The organism is Streptomyces sp. NPDC056144 (genome assembly GCF_042264145.1).
Lineage (GTDB): Bacteria > Actinomycetota > Actinomycetes > Streptomycetales > Streptomycetaceae > Streptomyces.
Genome location: NZ_JBHJVF010000017.1, coordinates 102041 through 119516, shown reverse-complemented (window position 1 = coordinate 119516; position 17476 = coordinate 102041). Strand labels below are relative to the sequence as shown.

General features: G+C 72.1%; 15 protein-coding genes. 11 read left to right on the top strand and 4 right to left on the bottom strand.

All coding sequences use genetic code 11. The features are described 5' to 3' along the window. Positions 1–235: 235 nt before the first annotated feature. A complete protein-coding gene (locus tag ACFC0Z_RS33400; RefSeq protein WP_376446086.1) occupies positions 236–820 on the bottom strand; it encodes a TetR/AcrR family transcriptional regulator in 585 nt (194 codons plus the stop codon). A gap of 124 nt (positions 821–944) precedes the next feature. On the opposite strand from ACFC0Z_RS33400, the gene ACFC0Z_RS33395 reads away from it, so the two are divergent. Together ACFC0Z_RS33395 and ACFC0Z_RS33390 are read left to right on the top strand one after the other, a co-directional pair. After that, the gene (locus tag ACFC0Z_RS33395) at positions 945–1394 is read left to right on the top strand and encodes an anthrone oxygenase family protein (RefSeq protein ID WP_376446083.1); all 450 of its coding nucleotides are present in this window, start codon (positions 945–947) and stop codon (positions 1392–1394) included. 74 nt (positions 1395–1468) lie between these two features. Then, on the top strand, positions 1469–1921 hold the full coding sequence (locus tag ACFC0Z_RS33390) for a PTS glucose transporter subunit IIA (RefSeq protein WP_376446080.1): 453 nt from the start codon (positions 1469–1471) through the stop codon (positions 1919–1921). Positions 1922–2111: 190 nt separating this feature from the next. On the opposite strand, the gene ACFC0Z_RS33385 is transcribed toward ACFC0Z_RS33390, so the two are convergent. Continuing rightward, positions 2112–2621: a DinB family protein gene (locus tag ACFC0Z_RS33385; RefSeq protein WP_376446077.1), complete on the bottom strand. Its 510-nt coding sequence runs from the start codon at positions 2619–2621 to the stop codon at positions 2112–2114. Positions 2622–2793: 172 nt separating this feature from the next. Between ACFC0Z_RS33385 and ACFC0Z_RS33380 the strand changes: the two genes are divergently transcribed. Next, on the top strand, positions 2794–4977 hold the full coding sequence (locus ACFC0Z_RS33380) for a protein kinase (protein ID WP_376446075.1): 2184 nt from the start codon (positions 2794–2796) through the stop codon (positions 4975–4977). 139 nt (positions 4978–5116) lie between these two features. Further along, positions 5117–6445 carry a hypothetical protein gene (locus ACFC0Z_RS33375; protein WP_376446072.1) on the top strand — a complete coding sequence of 443 codons (1329 nt, stop codon included), beginning with the start codon at positions 5117–5119 and terminating at the stop codon, positions 6443–6445. Between the two features lie 9 nt (positions 6446–6454). Here the strand turns inward: ACFC0Z_RS33375 and ACFC0Z_RS33370 are convergent, their stop codons facing one another. Together ACFC0Z_RS33370 and ACFC0Z_RS33365 are read right to left on the bottom strand one after the other, a co-directional pair. Continuing rightward, a complete protein-coding gene (locus tag ACFC0Z_RS33370) occupies positions 6455–6901 on the bottom strand; it encodes a Zn-ribbon domain-containing OB-fold protein (RefSeq protein WP_376446069.1) in 447 nt (148 codons plus the stop codon). Further along, positions 6901–7350, bottom strand: a complete 450-nt coding sequence (locus ACFC0Z_RS33365; protein ID WP_376446067.1) for a DoxX family membrane protein — start codon at positions 7348–7350, stop codon at positions 6901–6903. Before ACFC0Z_RS33365 ends, ACFC0Z_RS33370 begins: the two co-directional genes overlap by 1 nt. 129 nt (positions 7351–7479) lie before the next feature. Between ACFC0Z_RS33365 and ACFC0Z_RS33360 the strand changes: the two genes are divergently transcribed. The 7 genes from ACFC0Z_RS33360 (at position 7480) to ACFC0Z_RS33330 (ending at position 17462) form a co-directional block, all read left to right on the top strand. After that, positions 7480–7851: a PadR family transcriptional regulator gene (locus tag ACFC0Z_RS33360; protein WP_376446065.1), complete on the top strand. Its 372-nt coding sequence runs from the start codon at positions 7480–7482 to the stop codon at positions 7849–7851. Further along, the gene (locus ACFC0Z_RS33355) at positions 7848–8534 is read left to right on the top strand and encodes a hypothetical protein (protein ID WP_376446063.1); all 687 of its coding nucleotides are present in this window, start codon (positions 7848–7850) and stop codon (positions 8532–8534) included. Before ACFC0Z_RS33360 ends, ACFC0Z_RS33355 begins: the two co-directional genes overlap by 4 nt. A gap of 88 nt (positions 8535–8622) precedes the next feature. Further along, complete coding sequence (locus tag ACFC0Z_RS33350; RefSeq protein ID WP_376446060.1) at positions 8623–9813, top strand: flavin-containing monooxygenase; 1191 nt, start codon at positions 8623–8625, stop codon at positions 9811–9813. 155 nt (positions 9814–9968) lie between these two features. After that, positions 9969–12191, top strand: coding sequence for an acetate--CoA ligase family protein (locus ACFC0Z_RS33345; protein WP_376446058.1), 2223 nt, complete (start codon positions 9969–9971; stop codon positions 12189–12191). A 79-nt stretch (positions 12192–12270) separates the two neighbouring features. Further along, positions 12271–12996 (top strand): enoyl-CoA hydratase/isomerase family protein, encoded by a 726-nt coding sequence (locus ACFC0Z_RS33340; protein WP_376446102.1) that lies wholly within the window; start codon positions 12271–12273, stop codon positions 12994–12996. A 608-nt stretch (positions 12997–13604) separates the two neighbouring features. Further along, positions 13605–16772: a hypothetical protein gene (locus ACFC0Z_RS33335; RefSeq protein WP_376446055.1), complete on the top strand. Its 3168-nt coding sequence runs from the start codon at positions 13605–13607 to the stop codon at positions 16770–16772. A 105-nt stretch (positions 16773–16877) separates the two neighbouring features. Further along, complete coding sequence (locus tag ACFC0Z_RS33330) at positions 16878–17462, top strand: flavin reductase family protein (RefSeq protein ID WP_376446099.1); 585 nt, start codon at positions 16878–16880, stop codon at positions 17460–17462. Positions 17463–17476 lie beyond the last annotated feature (14 nt).

Genomic DNA, 17476 nt, shown 5'->3' with positions numbered 1-17476 from the left:
GCCGCCGGGTCAAGGGTGGCCGCAGGCCATCGGCTCCGCCGACTCGCCCTTGACGCGGCGGCGGAGGCCGCCACACTCGGAAAGAGGGCGGCCGCACCAGGAACCCTCAAGAAACCCCCACCCTCAGGACCTCGGAGACGTGACCCTCAGCCGGCCGCCCCGGTTCGAGCCCGGGGGCGGGGGCACCCCGTACATCCACAGGCGCCCGCCGGGGCGGCACCGCGCCGAGGCGTTGTCAGAAAGCGGCGAGTCGGTCCACCAGTAGTTCCACCCGGTGCTCGCCCTCCCCCATCGGCAGCCGCCCCTCGCGGGTCAGCGTGGCCAGGCCGTGGAGGCAGGCCCAGAAGAGTTCGGTGAAGAGGCCGCGGTGGACGCCCTCCCCCGCGACCTCGCCGAGGGTCTCCAAGAGTGCGGCGAAGGCGTCCTTCAGGGGGGCCGGGGTGTCCTCCTGCGCGAAGGTGAGGCCGCCGTCGAGCTGGAACATGGCGTCGTAGACCGCCGGGTTGTCCTCGGCGTAGGCGAGGTACGCGCGGGCCAGGGCCAGCACCCGGGCGCGGGGGCCGTCCGGTGAGGCGGCGGTCGTGGCGGCTCGCAGGGACGCGGCCAGCTCGGCGGCGCCTTCGAGGGCGACGGCGCCGATGATCTCCCGCTTGCCGCGGAAGTGGCTGTAGAGGACGGGCTGGCTGTACTCGATGCGCTCGGCGAGCCGGCGGGTGGTGACCGCCTCCCAGCCCTGCTGTTCGGCGAGCTCGCGGGCCGTCGTCACGATGAGCCGCTCGCGGTCCGCCCGCTCGCGCTGCTTGCGCTCCTGTACTGACATGCTCGAAATTCTAGCACCGCTAGACAATCGAGCGATAGCAGGTCTAGCATTGCTTCATCAGCTAGCAGCGCTAGATCTGGATCGGATCTTCGCCGCTGGGTCCCCGCACCGGGAGGGTCGCACCATGTTCCACGCACTTGAGGTCTTCACCATCGTGGTCGTCGGCGTGATGGTGGGGGTGGAGTTCTCCGTCTCCTTCGTCATGAACCGGATCTTCAAGGCGCTCCCCGGGGACGCCGGGCAGCTCGGCCGGGCCCACGGCGGCCGGATGCTCGGGGCCGTCATGCCGTTCTGGTACATCGGCTCGCTCGTCCTGTCGGCGGTCTGGGCGATCGTCGCGTGGGGCGAGGCCGGGACCGGTCTCGTCGTCACGGCGGGAGCACTGCTCATCGTGAGCGTGCTCATGTCCGTCCTGCTGCTCGTCCCGATCAACAACCGCAGCAAGACCTGGACGCCCGAGAACCGGCCGGCGGACTGGCAGGAGCAGTCGGACCGCTGGGACCGTTACCACTACGTCCGCGTGGCCGTCATCATCGCCGCGTTCGCGCTCCTGGCCACGGCCGCCGCCGTGTAGCAGCATCCTCGTTCTTCCCTGATCGTTGGGCATGGGATCGATCCACGCCCTATCCCCCAGGAAGGCCCCTCCTCATGGCCACCACCGTGACCTCCCCGCTCCCCGGCCGCGCCGTCGGACTCGCCAACGTGCCCGACCCCGTCTTCGCCGGGGCGATGGTGGGTCCCGGCACCGCCGTCGACCCCGACCGCGGGATCATCGAGGCCGTGTCCCCCGTCGACGGCCAGGTCGTCTCGATGCACCCGCACGCCTTCGTCGTCGTGGACGAGGAAGGGCACGGCATCCTGACCCACCTCGGCATCGACACCGTCAAGCTGAACGGCGAGGGCTTCGAACTCCTCGTGAACAAGGGCGACCGGGTCAAGCGCGGCCAGCCCGTCATCCGGTGGAACCCGGCGACCGTCGAGGGCGCCGGGTACTCCCCCATCTCCCCGGTCGTCGCCCTGGAGGCGGCGCCGGACCAGCTCAGCGGCGTGGCCGAATCCGGTCAGGTCGCGGCGGGGGACCCGCTCTTCGACTGGAGCTGAGGGGGCCGGGCGCGTCTAGGTGGTACGCGGCCCGGCAGCCGCCCGCCGGGGTGGCCCCGGGCGTCCGCTGGGCCCGCGCCGGCGGAGCCGCGTACCTCACCGGCCACGTGGAGCGGATCCTCGGGCGGCCGGCGGGCACGTTCGAACAGTGGGTGCGCGACCACCGGGAGGCGTTCGCACCCGACAGGCCTTAGTCGCCCGTCACTCCGTCGAGGAGCTCGCGGAGGATGTCGAGGTGGCCGTTGTGGCGGGCGGTCTCCTCGGTGAGGTGGAGGAGGATCCAGCGCAGGTCGACGTGGGTCCCGTTGCGGACCGGGCGCTTCGCCTTGGTGTCGAGGTCGTGCGCGGCCACCAGCTCGCGGTAGCGGGCGCTCTGCTCGGCGTACTCCGCGAGGAGCTGCTCGATCGGGATGTCGAGCGCGATCCGCATCTCGCGGTCGGGGTCCTCCTCGGTCCACGGGAGGTTCTCGCCTTCCTCGCCGAGGAAGACCATGGTGAACCACCAGTACTCGACCCAGCGGAGGTGGTTGACCAGTCCGCTGAGGGTCATGAGGGGCGAGCCGGGGAGCAGCGCCTTGCGGGCGTTCTCCTCGGAGACGCCCTCGCACTTCACGCGAACGGTGTCGCGGGTGTAGTCGAGGAAAGTGGTGAGCTGGGTGCGCTCGTCCCAGGAGGACGGCGTGTCACTGAATCTGGTCATCGGGCGAAGAGTTCCCCATGACCCCGTCCGGTGTCGACCGATTTACCGGGACATCCCCCGGGGTGTCCGCGGGGTGTCCGCGGGACGCCGTGCGAGAAGCATCAACTACGGTACGGGCACGATCACTTGGGCTCCATACAGATGTGAAACATGCTCAGCTACTGTGTGGCCCATGCAGGGGGAACTGAACAGCGGCGCCGGATTCGGCGGACCCGGCGGGCTCGACGGCAGTGGGGCCATGCCCCTCGAAGCGGGGGATCCACGGCAGATCGGGGCGTTCCGGCTGCTCGGCGTCCTCGGGTCCGGGGGCATGGGGCGGGTCTACCTCGGGGCCGTACCGGGGACGTTCGCGGCGGTGAAGCGGGTCCTGCCCGTCCTCGCCGAGGACGCCGACTTCCTCAGTCACTTCGGGCACGAGCTCGACAACCTCGCCCGGCTGCCCGCCGGGGCGAACACCAAGCTCCTCGCCAGCGACCGGACCGCCAAGCCGCCGTGGTTCGCGACCGAGTTCATCCCCGGCATCACCCTCAACGAGGCGATACGGCTGCACGGCGGGCCACTGCCCGCCGAGGCGCTGTGGCGGCTGCTGCGGGGCGCCGCCGCCGGGCTCGCGGTCGTGCACGGGGCCGACATGGTGCACCGCGACCTCAAACCGTCCAACGTCATGCTCACCGAGGGCGGGCTCTCCCTCATCGACTTCGGCGTCGCCCGCGCCGCCGACCAGAGCCGGCTGACCAAGACCGGCATGGTCATCGGGACACCCGCGTACATGGCGCCCGAGCAGGCCGTCGCCGACCGGGAGCTCAGCGGCGCGGCCGACGTGTTCGCGCTCGGCAGCCTGGTCCTGTACGCCGCCAACGGGCGGCCTCCGTTCGGCGACGGCTCCGGGCCCGACCTCCTCTACCGCGTCGTCCACGGAGAGCCCGACTTCGGGCGGCTTCCCGAGGCCGACGAGGAGCTCGCCTCCGTTCTCCGGCGGTGCTTCGCCAAGGACCCCGGCGACCGGCCGACGGCGGCGGAGCTCGTCGCCCTCGCCGACGAGAAGGCGGCGGACGCCGTGGGGGCGGCCTGGCCCGCCGCCGTCGCCGAACGGATCGGCGAACGGGCCGCGTTCGCGGCCGTGGCGCCCAGCGCGGAGCACCTCGCGGAGCTGGAACGGGACGAGCCCGCGCAGGGCGCTCAGGGCGCTCGGGATGTCGCCACTGCCTCGCTCACGCCGCAGGCGGGGGCGCAGACGGGGGCGCAGGAGCCCTCTACCTATCCGCCCGGCGTCCTCTCCGTGACCAGCGGGACCGAAGGCGTACGGAAACGGCGCAAGCGGCGGCTCGTCATGCTCGCGCTGCCCGTCGTCGTCACCACCGGCGCGACCCTCACCGTCGCCCTGGGCCCGTACCAGATCGGGCGCAGCAGCGCCGCCGACGGCGGGACGCCCTCGCCGTCCGTCGTCGTCTCGCAGCCGGGGGGCCCGGGGGGCACCTCGGCGCCCGGGGCGGCCTCTCCGTCCGCCGGAACGTCCTCGGCCAAGCCGTCCACGTCGGGTTCCGCGTCGGGCTCCGCGTCCGCGCCCGCTCCCGGCTCCTCGGGGCCGGTGGTTCCGCCGCCGGGGGCGGCCGGAGGCGCGGGCGGGGGCGGTTCCGTCGCCGGGGCCGCCGTGGCCGGGGGCACGGGCGGAGGCGGGGCCTCCACCAGCACGTCCGGGGGCGGCGGGTCGGGCGGTACGAGCACCACGAGCGGCGGAGGGGGTACCGGAAGCAGCAGCAGCAGTTCTGGCGGCGGTACGAGCTCCACGGGCGGATCGACCTCCAACGGCGGGTCCAGCTCCACCGGCGGGTCGAGCACGACCGGCGGATCGAGCACGACCACCACCCCGCCGCCCGCTCCCCAGCCCTCCCGGACCACCACCAAGCCCGCTCCCCCGCCGCCCACCAGCGGCGGCGGATCGGCGCCCTCGGGGACGTACTCCCTGGAGAACGGGACGAGCGGCAAGTGCCTGGTCGAGTACGACGGCGGCTTCGGCCCCCTCGTCGGCACCCTGGAGTGCGGCGACCCGGGCAGCAACCCCGCGACCACCTACAGCTGGGCCTGGACCTACGTGTCCGGGCCGAACGGAACCTTCCGGCTGGTCAACAAGAAGTCCCAGCGCTGCCTCCAGCCCGGCGGCAACACGGCCGTCACCACGGCCGCCTGCAACGGCTCCGGCGCCCAGTCCTGGAAGGTCCTCAGCTCCTCCTCCGGTGGCCGGACCCTCAAGAACGTGAGCGACGGGATGTGCCTGTCGGCCGGCGGCTTCGCCGCCACCACGTTCACCTGCGGCTCCGACCCCGCCCAGCTCTGGCGGAACATCGCGCCTCTGTAGGCACGGCCGGGCAGACGGGCTGACGGGCAGACGGGCTGACGGGCAGACGGACTGACGGACTGACGGGCGGCACGAGGTCACCCGTACGCCACGGAGGGTCGGCCGGGGGCACGGGCGGCCCCGCTGGCAGGCTCCGGGCATGGCAGCCGACGACGACGGAAACAGGGCGACGACAGGGTGGAAGGCCCTTGTTCCCTGGGTGCTGACGGCGGCCGTCCTCCTGGCGACCGCCGTCGAGCTGGCGCTCTTCGGCGGGCGGGACGTGACCGGCGCCCTGACCTACGCGGGCAGGGTCAGCGGGGTCGTGTTCCTGATCGCCGCGGTCCTGGAGACCGCCGCGGTCGGCGCCTTGTTCGACCTCGCGAAGCCCCGCCCCGCGCCGTACTCGGGCGCGGCCGTGATCGTCGCCCTGCTCGTCTCGCTGCTGGCCAACATCATCCTGCTCGTCCTCCTCCTGGACGGCGACTTCACCCCGTACGCCGCCTTCCTCGCCCTGATCCCGTGCGCCTGCTGGTCCCTCGTCCGGCTCTACAAGGCCGGGGTGTGGGGCCGCGTCCCCCACCCGCGCGGTATCGCGCTCGGCGTGGTGCTGACCGGGGCCCTCGCGGTCGCCAACTTCACGCACGCGCAGGTCTACCAGCCGTACGCGGCGACGGCGACGCTCACGACGACGGTGGAGTTCGGGAAGGCGACGGTCAACGAGAAGAACGGGTCGGTCAGCGTCCCGGTCCGCCTGCGGACGCACAACACCGGAGAGGTCTCGCTCTACCTGCTCGGCTCGCTGTACCAGGTGAGCGCACTGCGGGACTCGTACGTGGCGCGGGCGCGCCCGGACCAGCGCTGGCTCCAGGACATCAACAGCGGCCAGCGGGACCTCGCACGCCACACGGACGTGACACCCGGCGCGTACGACCTCCTGGCCCAGGGGGCGTTCGCCGGGAGGGCGGGGCTGGTGCAGGTACTGGAACCGGGCGCGGAGATCGTGACGCAGAATCTCGTCGAGTTCCCCCGGGTCCCGAAGGGGAAGCCCTTCGTGTCGCTCGCCGCCGCCGCGAACGTCGTCTACCTGCGGAAGGACCGGGCGAGGCTGGTCGACGACTACGCCCGGTCGGGCCGCAGCTCCTGGACCCAGCAGTACGAGTACGGCTCGGCGAACAAGGCCCCGGCCTGGGTGACCGGCGGGGGCCGCGTCAACACCTTCCGCTACCAGTCGCGGATCCGGCACAGCACGGCGGTCCTGGAGTACACGCGCGCCCCTCACTACGTCACGCTCTGGTGGGTGCTGAGCGAGCTGCGGAAGGAGGGCCCGTTCGGGCCGGACCTGGTCGCCGTCGTGGGACCGGGAGATGCGGTCTCCCGGCCCCCCACGCCGTCGGAACGCCACCGCATGCGGGAGCGGTACGGGCTCGGCTACGGGCCCAGCGGCGCTCTCCACGTCTCCCTGGACGAGCTCCTGAAGGACCCCTAGGGAGGCTCCCTAGGAGGCAGCGGCAGGAGCAGGAGGAGCCGCCGTGAAGACGGGGACGGTCGTCTCCCCCTCCGGGCGGAAGCCGACCACCAGCTCCATGCCGATGCGGAGGTCCTCCTCCGGTACGTCCACGACCTCCGTCATCATCCGGGGGCCCTCCGCCAGGTCGACGACGGCGGCGACGTACGGCACGCGTTCGCCGAAGGGCGGGAGGTCGTTCCGGTGGACGACGGACCAGGTGTAGAGGGTGGCCCGGCCGCTCGCCTGCCGCCAGTCGACGTCCTCGCTCCAGCAGTGCGGGCAGAACTCGCGGGGGTAGTGGTGGGGGCGGTCGCAGGCGGCGCAGTGGCGCAGGAGGAGGCGGCCCTCGGCGGCGGCGTCCCAGTAGGGGCGGGTGAACGCGTCGATGTCGGGGGTGGCGGCGGTGGCGGGCCGCGCTGCTTTCGGCGTCGTCATCAGAAGAGTCCGATCGCGGAGTCGAGGGACCAGGTCTGCCAGGACATGGCGAAGAGCGCGACGGCGGAGATCAGCGCCATCATCGCGTTCTGCCCCTGCTCGGCCCAGTCGTGGATCATCAGGACGAGGTAGAGCAGGTTGAGGAGCAGGCCGCCGGCCAGGGCGACCGGGGTGAGGAACCCGGCGATCAGGCCGAGCCCGAGTGCCAGTTCCGCGTACACGACGACGTACGCCATGAGCTTCGGGCGCGGGGCGACGACCGTCTCGAAACCCTTCTTGACCTGCGGCCACTTGTGCTTGCCCGCGACGTCGGCGGCCCAGGCGATGCCGGTGCCGCGCTCGAACCAGCCCTTCTTGTCCTTGTGGCGCCAGCTCTCCAGCCACCACAGGCCGAGGCCGATGCGGAGGACGGCCACCCATTCGGCGCCGGTGAGCCAGATGGTCTGCATGCGCGTGTCCTCTCGGGCATCCCACTGAATCTGACGGTACGTCAGTTCAGCGCAGGGGTGGCCACCGGCGCAAGAGGTGTACGCGATCGCGCTTGCGGGAACCATTCATCGGCAGGTACCTTGCGACACATGGTACTACCGAGTGGATCACGATCAGGAGTCAGCCAACTCCGCCGTGGAATCCTTCAGTTCTGCGTTCTGGCGCTCCTCCGTGACGGCGAGCGGTACGCCTTCGACCTCGTACGCGAGCTCTGCGACGCCCACGGGATGGAGACCAGCGAGGGCACCATCTACCCGCTGCTCTCCCGGCTCCGGAAGGAGGGCTGGGTCGACACCGTCTGGCGCGAGTCCGACGCCGGCCCGCCCCGCCGCTACTACACGCTGACCGCCACCGGGCGGGCGGCACTCGACGAGTTCTCCACCGAGTGGGGGACCTTCAAGACCACCGTCGACAACCTCCTGATCAACAGCAACAGCAGCAGTGAAGGGAGCCAGGGATGACCACCCCGCCGAGGCGAGACCAGCTCGTGGACGAATACCTGCGCCGCTTGGACAACGCGGCCGTCTTCCTCCCCGCCGAACGGCGGGCGGAACTGCGACAGGAGATCGTCGAGCACATCGACGCGGGCCTCGAAGAGGCCGACGCGAAGCACGCGGCGGCGGTACGCGCCGTGCTCGACCGGCTCGGACCGCCGGCGGACATCGTCGCGGCGGAGGTGGGCGGGCCCCGGTCGACGGGGTCGACGCCGGTGGTGGGGACGGCCGTTCCCGCGGCTGCCGCCTCGGGTCCGGAGTCGGCCGCCGCGCCGGAGCCGCCGACCGCGCCCCTGCCGCCGACACCGCCCACACCTCCGACGCCTCCCACCCCGCCTACGCCTCCGACGCCGCCCACCCCGCCCGCACCGCCCGTGCCCCCGGCGGCCCCGCCGGGCCCCCGGCTCGGCCGGATCATCGCCTTCGCCGGGGCGGGGGTGGCCGTCCTCACCGTCGGCGCGCTGTTCCTCGGCCTCGCCGTCGCCACGGAGTCGGGGTCGACACCCGCGTACGAGGGCCCCGTCGCCACCGCGACGCCGACGGCCGAAGCGTCCGCGGAGACCACGGAGCCCACGGAGCCCACCGCCCCGCCCACCCCGACCGCCGACGCCCCCACGGAGCCCACCGCGCCCACTCCCCCGTCCCCATAGGGACATCCCGGGGTGCGTGACCGATTCGCAACCGAACCCCCTCCCGGTCGAGACCCACGGCGTGTACGCGTCATTACGCTCAGCATTCATGGTCATCACCCCCCATGAGCCGCCCGCGTACCCCGTGCACCCCGTGTACGTCATCGGCGCCGGGCCCGGCGGGCTCGCGGTCGCGGCCGCGTTGCAGGAGCGCGGTGTCCGGGCCGTCGTCCTGGAGAAGTCCGAGGCCGTCGGCGCCTCCTGGCGCTCCCACTACGACCGGCTGCGGCTGCACACCACCCGCCGCCTCTCCGGGCTCCCCGGCCTGCGGATCCCCCGCGCCTTCGGGCGCTGGGTGGCCCGCGCGGACGTGGTGCGGTACCTGGAGGTGTACGCGGAGAAGCACGAGCTCGACGTGGTGACGGGCGTCGAGGTGTTCCGTATCGAGGCATCCCCCGAAGGCTGGGTCCTGCACGCCACCGGCGGCCGCCGCCTCACCGGGCGCGCGGTCGTCGTCGCGACCGGCTTCAACCACACGCCCCGCGTGCCCGAGTGGCCGGGCCTGGACGCGTACACCGACCCCGCGCTCGACGGCCGGGACCTCGTCCACGCGAGCGCGTACCGCAACCCGGGGCCGTACGAGGGCAAGGACGTGCTCGTCGTCGGCGTCGGGAACACCGGGGCCGAGATCGCCGCCGACCTCGCCGAGGGCGGGGCGGCGCGGGTACGGCTCGCGGTGCGGACCGTGCCGCACATCGTGCGGCGGACGACGGCGGGCTGGCCCGCCCAGCGGACGGGCATCCTCGTGCGGCGGCTTCCCGCGTGGCTCGTGGACCGGATGAGCGCGGGGCTGGCGCGGTTCGCGATGCCGGACCTGTCGGCGTACGGGCTGCCCCGGCCGGAGAAGGGGCTCGCGACCCGCATGCGGGAGGGCGCGGTGCCGGTGCAGGACGTGGGCCTGATCGACGCCGTGCGGGCCGGGAAGGTCGAGGTCGTGGCGGCCGTCGACGGTTTCGAGGACGGGGAGGTCCTCCTCGCGGACGGCTCCCGGATCGCCCCCGACGCGGTCGTCGCCGCGACCGGCTACCGGCGCGCGCTGGAGCCGCTGCTCGGCCACCTCGACGGGGTGCTCGACGGGCGGGGGCGGCCGGTGGTCCACGGGGCGCGGTGTCCGCGTTCGGCGCCGGGGCTGTACTTCACGGGCTTCACGAACCCGATCAGCGGGATGTTCCGGGAGCTGGCGATGGACGCGGAGAAGATCGCGCGCCGGATAGCCCGGTCGAAGCCGAAGGGGAAGTAGCACCGGCCACCGTCTCGTCGATGCACAGCATCCAACAACTCTCCCCAACATCTCCCCCGACATCCCCGCTGCACGACCATTCCTGACTGGCCGTCAGTTCTGTAACCTGACAGAGCGTCAGGTTCATAGTCATGGGTGGAAGGTGGAGCGGAACGATGCTTGGATCGACTCACGGCACCTTCACCACCGATCTCCGCGCCCGCGTGGTCGCCTGCGGCGAGGCGCCCCCGGTCGTGGTGCACGGTGTCACCGCCGCCCCCGGCGACCAGGACGTCAGCGGCAGGCCACTGCACGCCCCCGTTCCCGACCTCGACCGCTTCTTCCGGCCCCAGTCCGTCGCCGTCGTCGGCGCCTCCGACGCCGAGGGCCGGCCGAACACCGGGATCACCCGGCAGCTGCTCGCCTGGGCCGAGCGGGTCGGCGCGCGGCTCGTGCCGGTGCACCCGACCCGTAAGACGGTCTTCGGGATCGACTGCGTACCGAGCGTCGGCGCGCTCGCCGAGCCCGTCGACCTGGCCGTCCTCCTCGTCGGGGACCCGCTGCCCGTCATCGAGGAACTCGCCGACACGAAGGTGAAGTTCGCCGTCGCCTTCGCCTCCGGCTTCGCCGAGACCGGAGAGGCCGGCGCCGCCGCGCAGGAACGTCTCGCCGCCGCCGTCCGCCGCTCCGGGCTCCGGCTCCTCGGCCCCAACACCAACCTCAACGCCTTCGAGCGCTTCCGCGAGGACCTCGAAGGGCCGGCGATCGCGCTCATCACCCAGTCCGGGCACCAGGGCAGACCCGTCTTCGCGCTCCAGGAGCTCGGCGTCCGGATCTCGCACTGGGCGCCCGTCGGCAACGAGGCCGACCTGGAGACCTCCGACTTCCTCTCGTACTTCTCCGGACTTCCCGAGGTCGGGGCCATCGCCTGTTACGTGGAGGGGCTCAAGGACGGCCGTTCCTTCCTCCTCGCCGCCGACCGGGCGGCCCGGCAGGGCGTGCCGGTGGTGGCGGTGAAGGTCGGCAGGACCGAGACCGGGGCCCGTACCGCCGCCTCGCACACCGGCAAGCTGACCGGCGCGGACCAGGTCGTGGACGCGGCGATGCGGCAGTTCGGGGTCATCCGGGTCGACGGGCTCGACCAGCTCCAGGACACGGCCACACTCCTCGCCCGCGCGCGGCGGCCCGTCGCCGACGGGGTCGTCGTCTACTCGATCTCCGGCGGTACGGGAGCCCACTTCGCCGACCTGGCGACGGCGGCGGGCCTCACCCTGCCGTCCCTGTCCCAGGCCAAGCAGGACGAACTGCACCAGTGGATCCCCGAGTACCTCGGGGTCTCCAACCCCGTCGACAACGGCGGGCACCCGGTCGGCGACTGGCGCGGCCGGAAGATCATCGACGCGATCCTCGCGGACCCGGAGGTGGGGGTCCTCATCTGTCCCATCACCGGCCCCTTCCCCCCGATGAGCGACAAGCTCGCGCAGGACCTCGTGGACGCGGCCGAGGCGACGGACAAGCTGGTGTGCGTGGTGTGGGGGTCGCCGGTCGGGACGGAGGAGGCGTACCGGACGACGCTGCTCGGCTCGTCGCGCGTCGCCACGTTCCGTACGTTCGGCAACTGCATCGGGGCGGTCAAGGCCTACCTCGACCACCACCGCTTCACCGTCTCCTACAGCTCGCCGTTCGACGAGGCCCCCCGCACCCCCTCCCCCTCCTTCCGCAAGGCCCAGGCGCTCATGCGGCCCGGGCGGCGGCTCAGCGAACACGCGGCGAAGCAGCTGCTCCGGGCGTACGGGATCAGGGTGCCGCGCGAACAGCTCGTGACGAGCGCGGCGGCGGCGGTCCGGGCGGCGGGGCTCGTCGGATACCCGGTCGTGATGAAGGCGTCCGGCGCGCAGCTCGCGCACAAGACGGAGCTGGGGCTGGTCAAGGTCGGGCTGACCTCGGCGAGCCAGGTGCGGGACGCGTACCGGGAGCTGACCGACATCGCGCGGTTCGAGTCCATCGACCTGGACGGAATCCTCGTCTGCCAGATGGTCGGAAAGGGCGTGGAGATGGTCGTCGGGGTCACCCGCGACGAACTCTTCGGACCGACGGTCACGGTCGGCCTCGGCGGCGTCCTGGTCGAGGTCATGGGCGACACCGCCGTCCGCGTCCCGCCCTTCGGGGAACGGGAAGCCCGGTCGATGCTCGGCGAACTCCGGGGCCGGGCGCTGCTCGACGGAGTACGGGGAGCACCGGCGGCGGACATCGACGCGCTGGTGGAAGTCATCCTGCGGGTGCAGCGCATGGCCCTCGAACTCGACGGCGATCTCGCCGAGTTGGACATCAACCCGTTGATGGTGCTGCCGCGCGGGCAGGGGGCGGTGGCCCTGGACGCGCTGGCGGTCTGTCGTTAAGGAGCTGTGAGCTGTGTCGGACGTACTCCACTCGGTCGAGAACGGCGTCTCCTGGATCACCCTGAACCGCCCCGAGGCGATGAACGCCGTCACCTGGGACCAGCGGGAACGGATCATCGGCCTGCTCGCCGACGCCTCCGCCGACCCGGACGTCCGGGCGGTCGTCGTCACGGCGACGGGCCGGGGGTTCTGCGCGGGGGCGGACCTGCGGGGCGCGCCTTCGTCCTCGGGTACGGACCGGGTGGTGGGGGACGTCTCCCGGATGATCCGGCTCGGCGCGCAGCGGTTCATCACCGCCGTCATGGACTGCGAGAAGCCCGTCATCGCGGCGGTGAACGGCACGGCAGCCGGCATCGGGGCGCACCTGGCGTTCGCGTGCGACCTGGTGCTCGCGGCGGAGTCGGCGCGGTTCGTGGAGGTGTTCGTCCGGCGGGGACTCGTCCCGGACGGGGCCGGGGCGTACCTCCTGCCCCGGCTGATCGGCCCGCAGCGGGCGAAGGAGTTGATGTTCTTCGGCGACGCGGTGTCGGCGACGGACGCGGAACGGCTGGGGCTCGTGAACCGGGTCGTCGCGGCGGAGGAACTCCCGAAGCTGGCGAGGGAATGGGCGGAACGGCTCGCCCAAGGCCCGACCCGATCGATCGCCCTGACGAAACAGCTGGTCAACGCCTCCCTGGACGTGGACCGCACGACCGCCCTCGCGGCGGAGGCGGCGGCCCAGGAGCTGAACATGGGGACACGGGACGCGCAGGAGGGGGTGGCGAGTTTCGTGGAGCGGAGGGAGGCGGGGTACGTGGGGCGGTAGGGGGTCGGGGGTGTAGCGGAGGCTGTCGTACCGGGGCTCTATGGTGTGTCGCGCATATGCCACACACTGCTGCTCCGGGGGGAACCGGAATGTCCAACTCCGCGCGTTCGCGCGAAAGATCCCGCAGGTCCAGAAGATCCCTTCTCCTGGTTCCCGCGCTGCTCACGGCCCTGCTGAGCCCGGTGATACCGACGGGGGCGGCGGTGGCGGCTGCGCCGACGCCGGTCACGTCGGAAGCTCAGGCGCCGGCCCCGGAACCGGAGCCCACCGACGAACCGACGCCGGATCCGACGCCGACACCGCCGACGGTCGACCCCACGCCGGAGCCGACCCCGACGGTCGACCCCACGCCCACGCCGGAGCCGACCCCGACCCCGACCCCAACCCCAACCCCAACCCAGACAGCCACCCCGACGCCGGAGCCCACCGTCGACGGCTGCCCCGCCCTGCCGCTCGCCCCCTTCGGCGACCCAGGCGACGCGGTCAGGACGGTGTCCGTACCCGCCCCGGGCTCGGTCTGTTTCACCGTGACGGTGAAGCGGCCGGGACTGCACCGGGTACTGGGATACGGCGGTCACAACGCCACGTTCTCCTCAGGCGGAACGCCTGTGTGCCCCAAGGCCTCGATCGGTTTCAACCCTTGTGACCTGCCCGTCGGCACATACCGGCTCGACATCGGGAACTACGAGGGCGGCTATACGGGCGAGACGCGTATCGCGGTCCTGCCGCTGATGTCGGACACAGGTTGCACCGGCCCGGTCAGCACTGACATCGGTGCACAGCCGACGACCGGCGCCCTCCCTGACCTGCTCGGCATCCTCTGCCACTCGTTCACGGCCGAGCAGGGCGACCTGGTCAAGGCCCAGCTCAAGCGGGTCGGCGGATACGCCACGTTCAACGGGTGGATCACCGACGGCGCGGGCAAGTACCTGTGCAGCGTCGGCTACCCGTGCGTGCTGCCCGCCGGGACCGGCGGCTACCGCATCCTGTCGGACATCAGCGCCGGCGGCTCCCCCGGCCCCATCACGTACACCGTGCAGGTCCCGCGCTTCTCCGACCCCGTCGGGTGCGCTGTGGCGTCCGTGACGCCGTACGGCTCCGGTCCCGCCGACGCCGTGTCCCCGGTCCCGTGCAGGACGTTCACCCCGACCTCCTCCGGCCCGTACGACATCCAGAGCTTCGACGCGACCGGCAGCCACAGCCCCATCGAGATCTACGGGCCGACCGGACCGGCCTGCGCCGACTACATGTGCCGGCTCACCGCAGGTGTCACCTACACCCTTGTCAGCAGCGACCGGCTGCGCATCATCGACCACCGTTCCTCGGAGGGCTGCACGGACGTGGTGTTCACCCAGCCGCAGCAGTACTCCATCGCGGAGCGCGGCGAGGTCGACTGCCTGTACCTGGCGGCGCCGCAGGGCTCTCGCGTGGCGCTCATGTCGAGTTCGTCCAAATACGTCGGCGCGGAGATGGACGTCACGGTGCGGGACGCGACCGGCGCCCTGATCTGCTGGGACTTTTCCGGCGCGAAATCCTGCGTCCTGGACGGCACCGCCCCTTACCGCGCACTGGTGGCAGGCAAGTCCACCTCGTTCGCCGGTTCGTACCGGCTCGTCGTCCACCGTACGGACGAGCCGAGCACCTGCCGGACCTTCCCCGCCGGTGACTTCGGCTCGAACTCGACCTCGGTCAAGGCGACCGTCGAGGCCGACGCCTTCTTCGACTGCCTGACGATCCCGGCGAACGCCCACGCGAGCCGTGAACTCCTGGACATCGCCGACACGGACGGCTATCGCTCCGTCGATTTCGCCGTGATCGACGAGAAGGGCCATCAGCGCTGCAGCGCCTATGACATCGACGATGCCGACGACAACCGGGCGATCTGCTCACTGACACCCGGCCTCTCGCACATGGTTCTCCTCCGGAGCTCCGGCACCCCCATCGAGCACACGCTCATCCGCCGGGACGTCACCGCCACCGCGCGGGGCTGCATCACGACTCCCGCCACGGCCGCCGGCCGGCCGTCCACTGCCGGAGTCCCTCTCGCGTCGGGTGGCTACGTCTGCCACCGGGTGACCACCGCCGACGCCCGGGACACGCTGCACCTGGAGGCCCGCCAGACGTCGGCCGTCTCCGCCTCGACCGTCGGGGTGTACCTGTCGGACGGCGCGGACACCTGCGACGACCCGGTCTTCGGCTGCGCCGTCACCGGATCCACCGGCTACCAGGTGATCGTCGACGTCGAACCGTCCACGACTTCCTCCGCCGCCTACCGCGTCGACGCACTCCGGATCGCCACCGCTTCTGGGCCCGCGCCCGAGTGCGTCAAGATCCCCAACGTGAGTTACGGGTTCGGGCCGCTCGTCGCCACCCTGTCCGAGCAGAAGTCCGCGATCTGCGCCACGCTTCCGACGGCGGCGGGCGACAGCTTCTCCATGCCGCGGGCTTCCGGCGTCACCCTCTCGGGCACTCCGACCCCTCGTCTGTACACGCTGGACGACCTCCAGGACGGCTGCTTGGCACGGTACAACTACAACCGCTTCGAGTGCGACGTCCCGGAGGCCGAGGAGGTGTGGCGCGGGGACCCCCGGTCGACCGTCCTTGTGATCGGCATGCCGTACGCCCCTGCCACGCCCTCCGTGCCGCTGTCGGCGACCTTCACCTGCGTGTACGGGCACTGCGGCACCATCTGGCCCACCATCGGCACCGTCACCCCCGGCACCGTGGGCGCCGGAAAGATCACCATGAAGGTCACCGGCACCGCTCTGCACGAGAAGGACGTCGTCGAGCTCTCCTACGGCTCCTACCGCGCCCGGTCGACGACGGTCTCCGTCGCCGCCGACCGCAAGAGCATGGTGGTCGCCCTCGATCTGACGAGCGCGCCGCGCAGGAAGCTGAACACGACCGTGGTCACCCACAGCGGCGACCGGGAGTCACGCGGCCAGATCACCGTCATCGACCCCCTCCACGTCACCGCCGCCCCCAAGATCACCGGCACGGTGGTCACCGGCGGCAAGGTGACCGCGACGACCGGCACGTGGTCGCCGACCGCCGAGGGGTACACGTACCAGTGGCGGGCCAACGGGGTCGTGATCGCGGGGGCCACCGCCTCCACGTACACGATTCCGGCGACGCTCCAGGGCAAGTCCCTCTCCGTGTCCGTGACCGCCCGGAAGGCCGGGCACCCGTCCCGTACCGCCGGCAGCGCGTACGCCGTCGTCAAGGGCATCGCCCCCAAGCCCACCAAGCTCCCGTACTTCACCGGTGCCACCCGCGTCGGCAGCAAGCTGACGGCCGTCGTCGGGACCTGGTCGCCCGCGCCGACCTCGTACGCCTACCAGTGGCGCGCCAACGGGGTCGCGATCTCCGGGGCGACCTGGTCGACGTACACGCCCGTCGCCTCGGTCCTCGGCAAGAAGCTGACCGTGACCGTGACCGCCCACCGGACCGGGCACCTCAGCGGGGCCTACACGACCGCCGGGTACACGGTCGCCACCGGCGTCGCGCCGAAGGCGACGGCCGCGCCGTACGTCTCCGGGACCGTGAAGGTCGGGCGGACGCTCACCGTGAACCGGGGTACGTGGACGCCGGCGCCGACCTCGTACGCGTACCAGTGGTACGCCAACGGGGTCGCCGTCAGCGGCGCGACGAAGAGCACCTTCGTGCCCGCCACCGCCCAGCGTGGCAAGAAGCTCACGGTGAAGGTGACCGCCCGCAGGACCGGGCACTACTCCGGTGTCGCGTGGACGCGGGCGACGGTGGCGGTCGTCGGCTGAGTCCATAAGAAGCCGCGCGCCACCGTGGCCGTCATCCCCCGGGCCCAAGCCCTTCCTATCTGACGAACCGTCAGCTTCAATGACGGTGTGATGGGACACGCGGGGATGGCGGCCACCGCCGTCCGACACCTGAGAGCGGCCGGTTCGCCCACGGCCGTCGAACCACTGCCACGGCCGGTACTGCGCGCGGTAGGGGAGGACGAGCGGATGCCCGTCGACCCCGCCGAATTCCGCCGCGTCCTCGGTCACTTCGCGAGCGGGGTCACGATCATCACGGCCCTCGACGCCGAAGGCCCGGCGGGCTTCGCCTGCCAGTCCTTCGCCTCGCTCTCCCTCGACCCGCCGCTGGTCGCCTTCATGGTGGCCCGTACGTCGACGAGCTGGCCCCGCATCGCCGCGACCGGCACGTTCTGCGTCAACGTGCTCGGCGCCGACCAGGGCCCGCTCTGCCGGTCCTTCGCCGTCAGCGGCGGCGACAAGTTCGCCGGCGTGGAGTGGGGCCCGGCCCCGGGCACCGGCGCGCCGCGGCTCGCCGGAGTGCCCGCCTGGATCGACTGCACGATCTCCACCGTCCACACGGGCGGGGATCACCTGATCGTGGTGGGGCGCGTGGAGGCCCTGGGGGCGGTCGAGGCGGAGGGGGATCCTCTGCTGTTCCACCGGGGGAAGTTCGGGCGGTTCAGTTCCTGACACGCAGGCGCGGG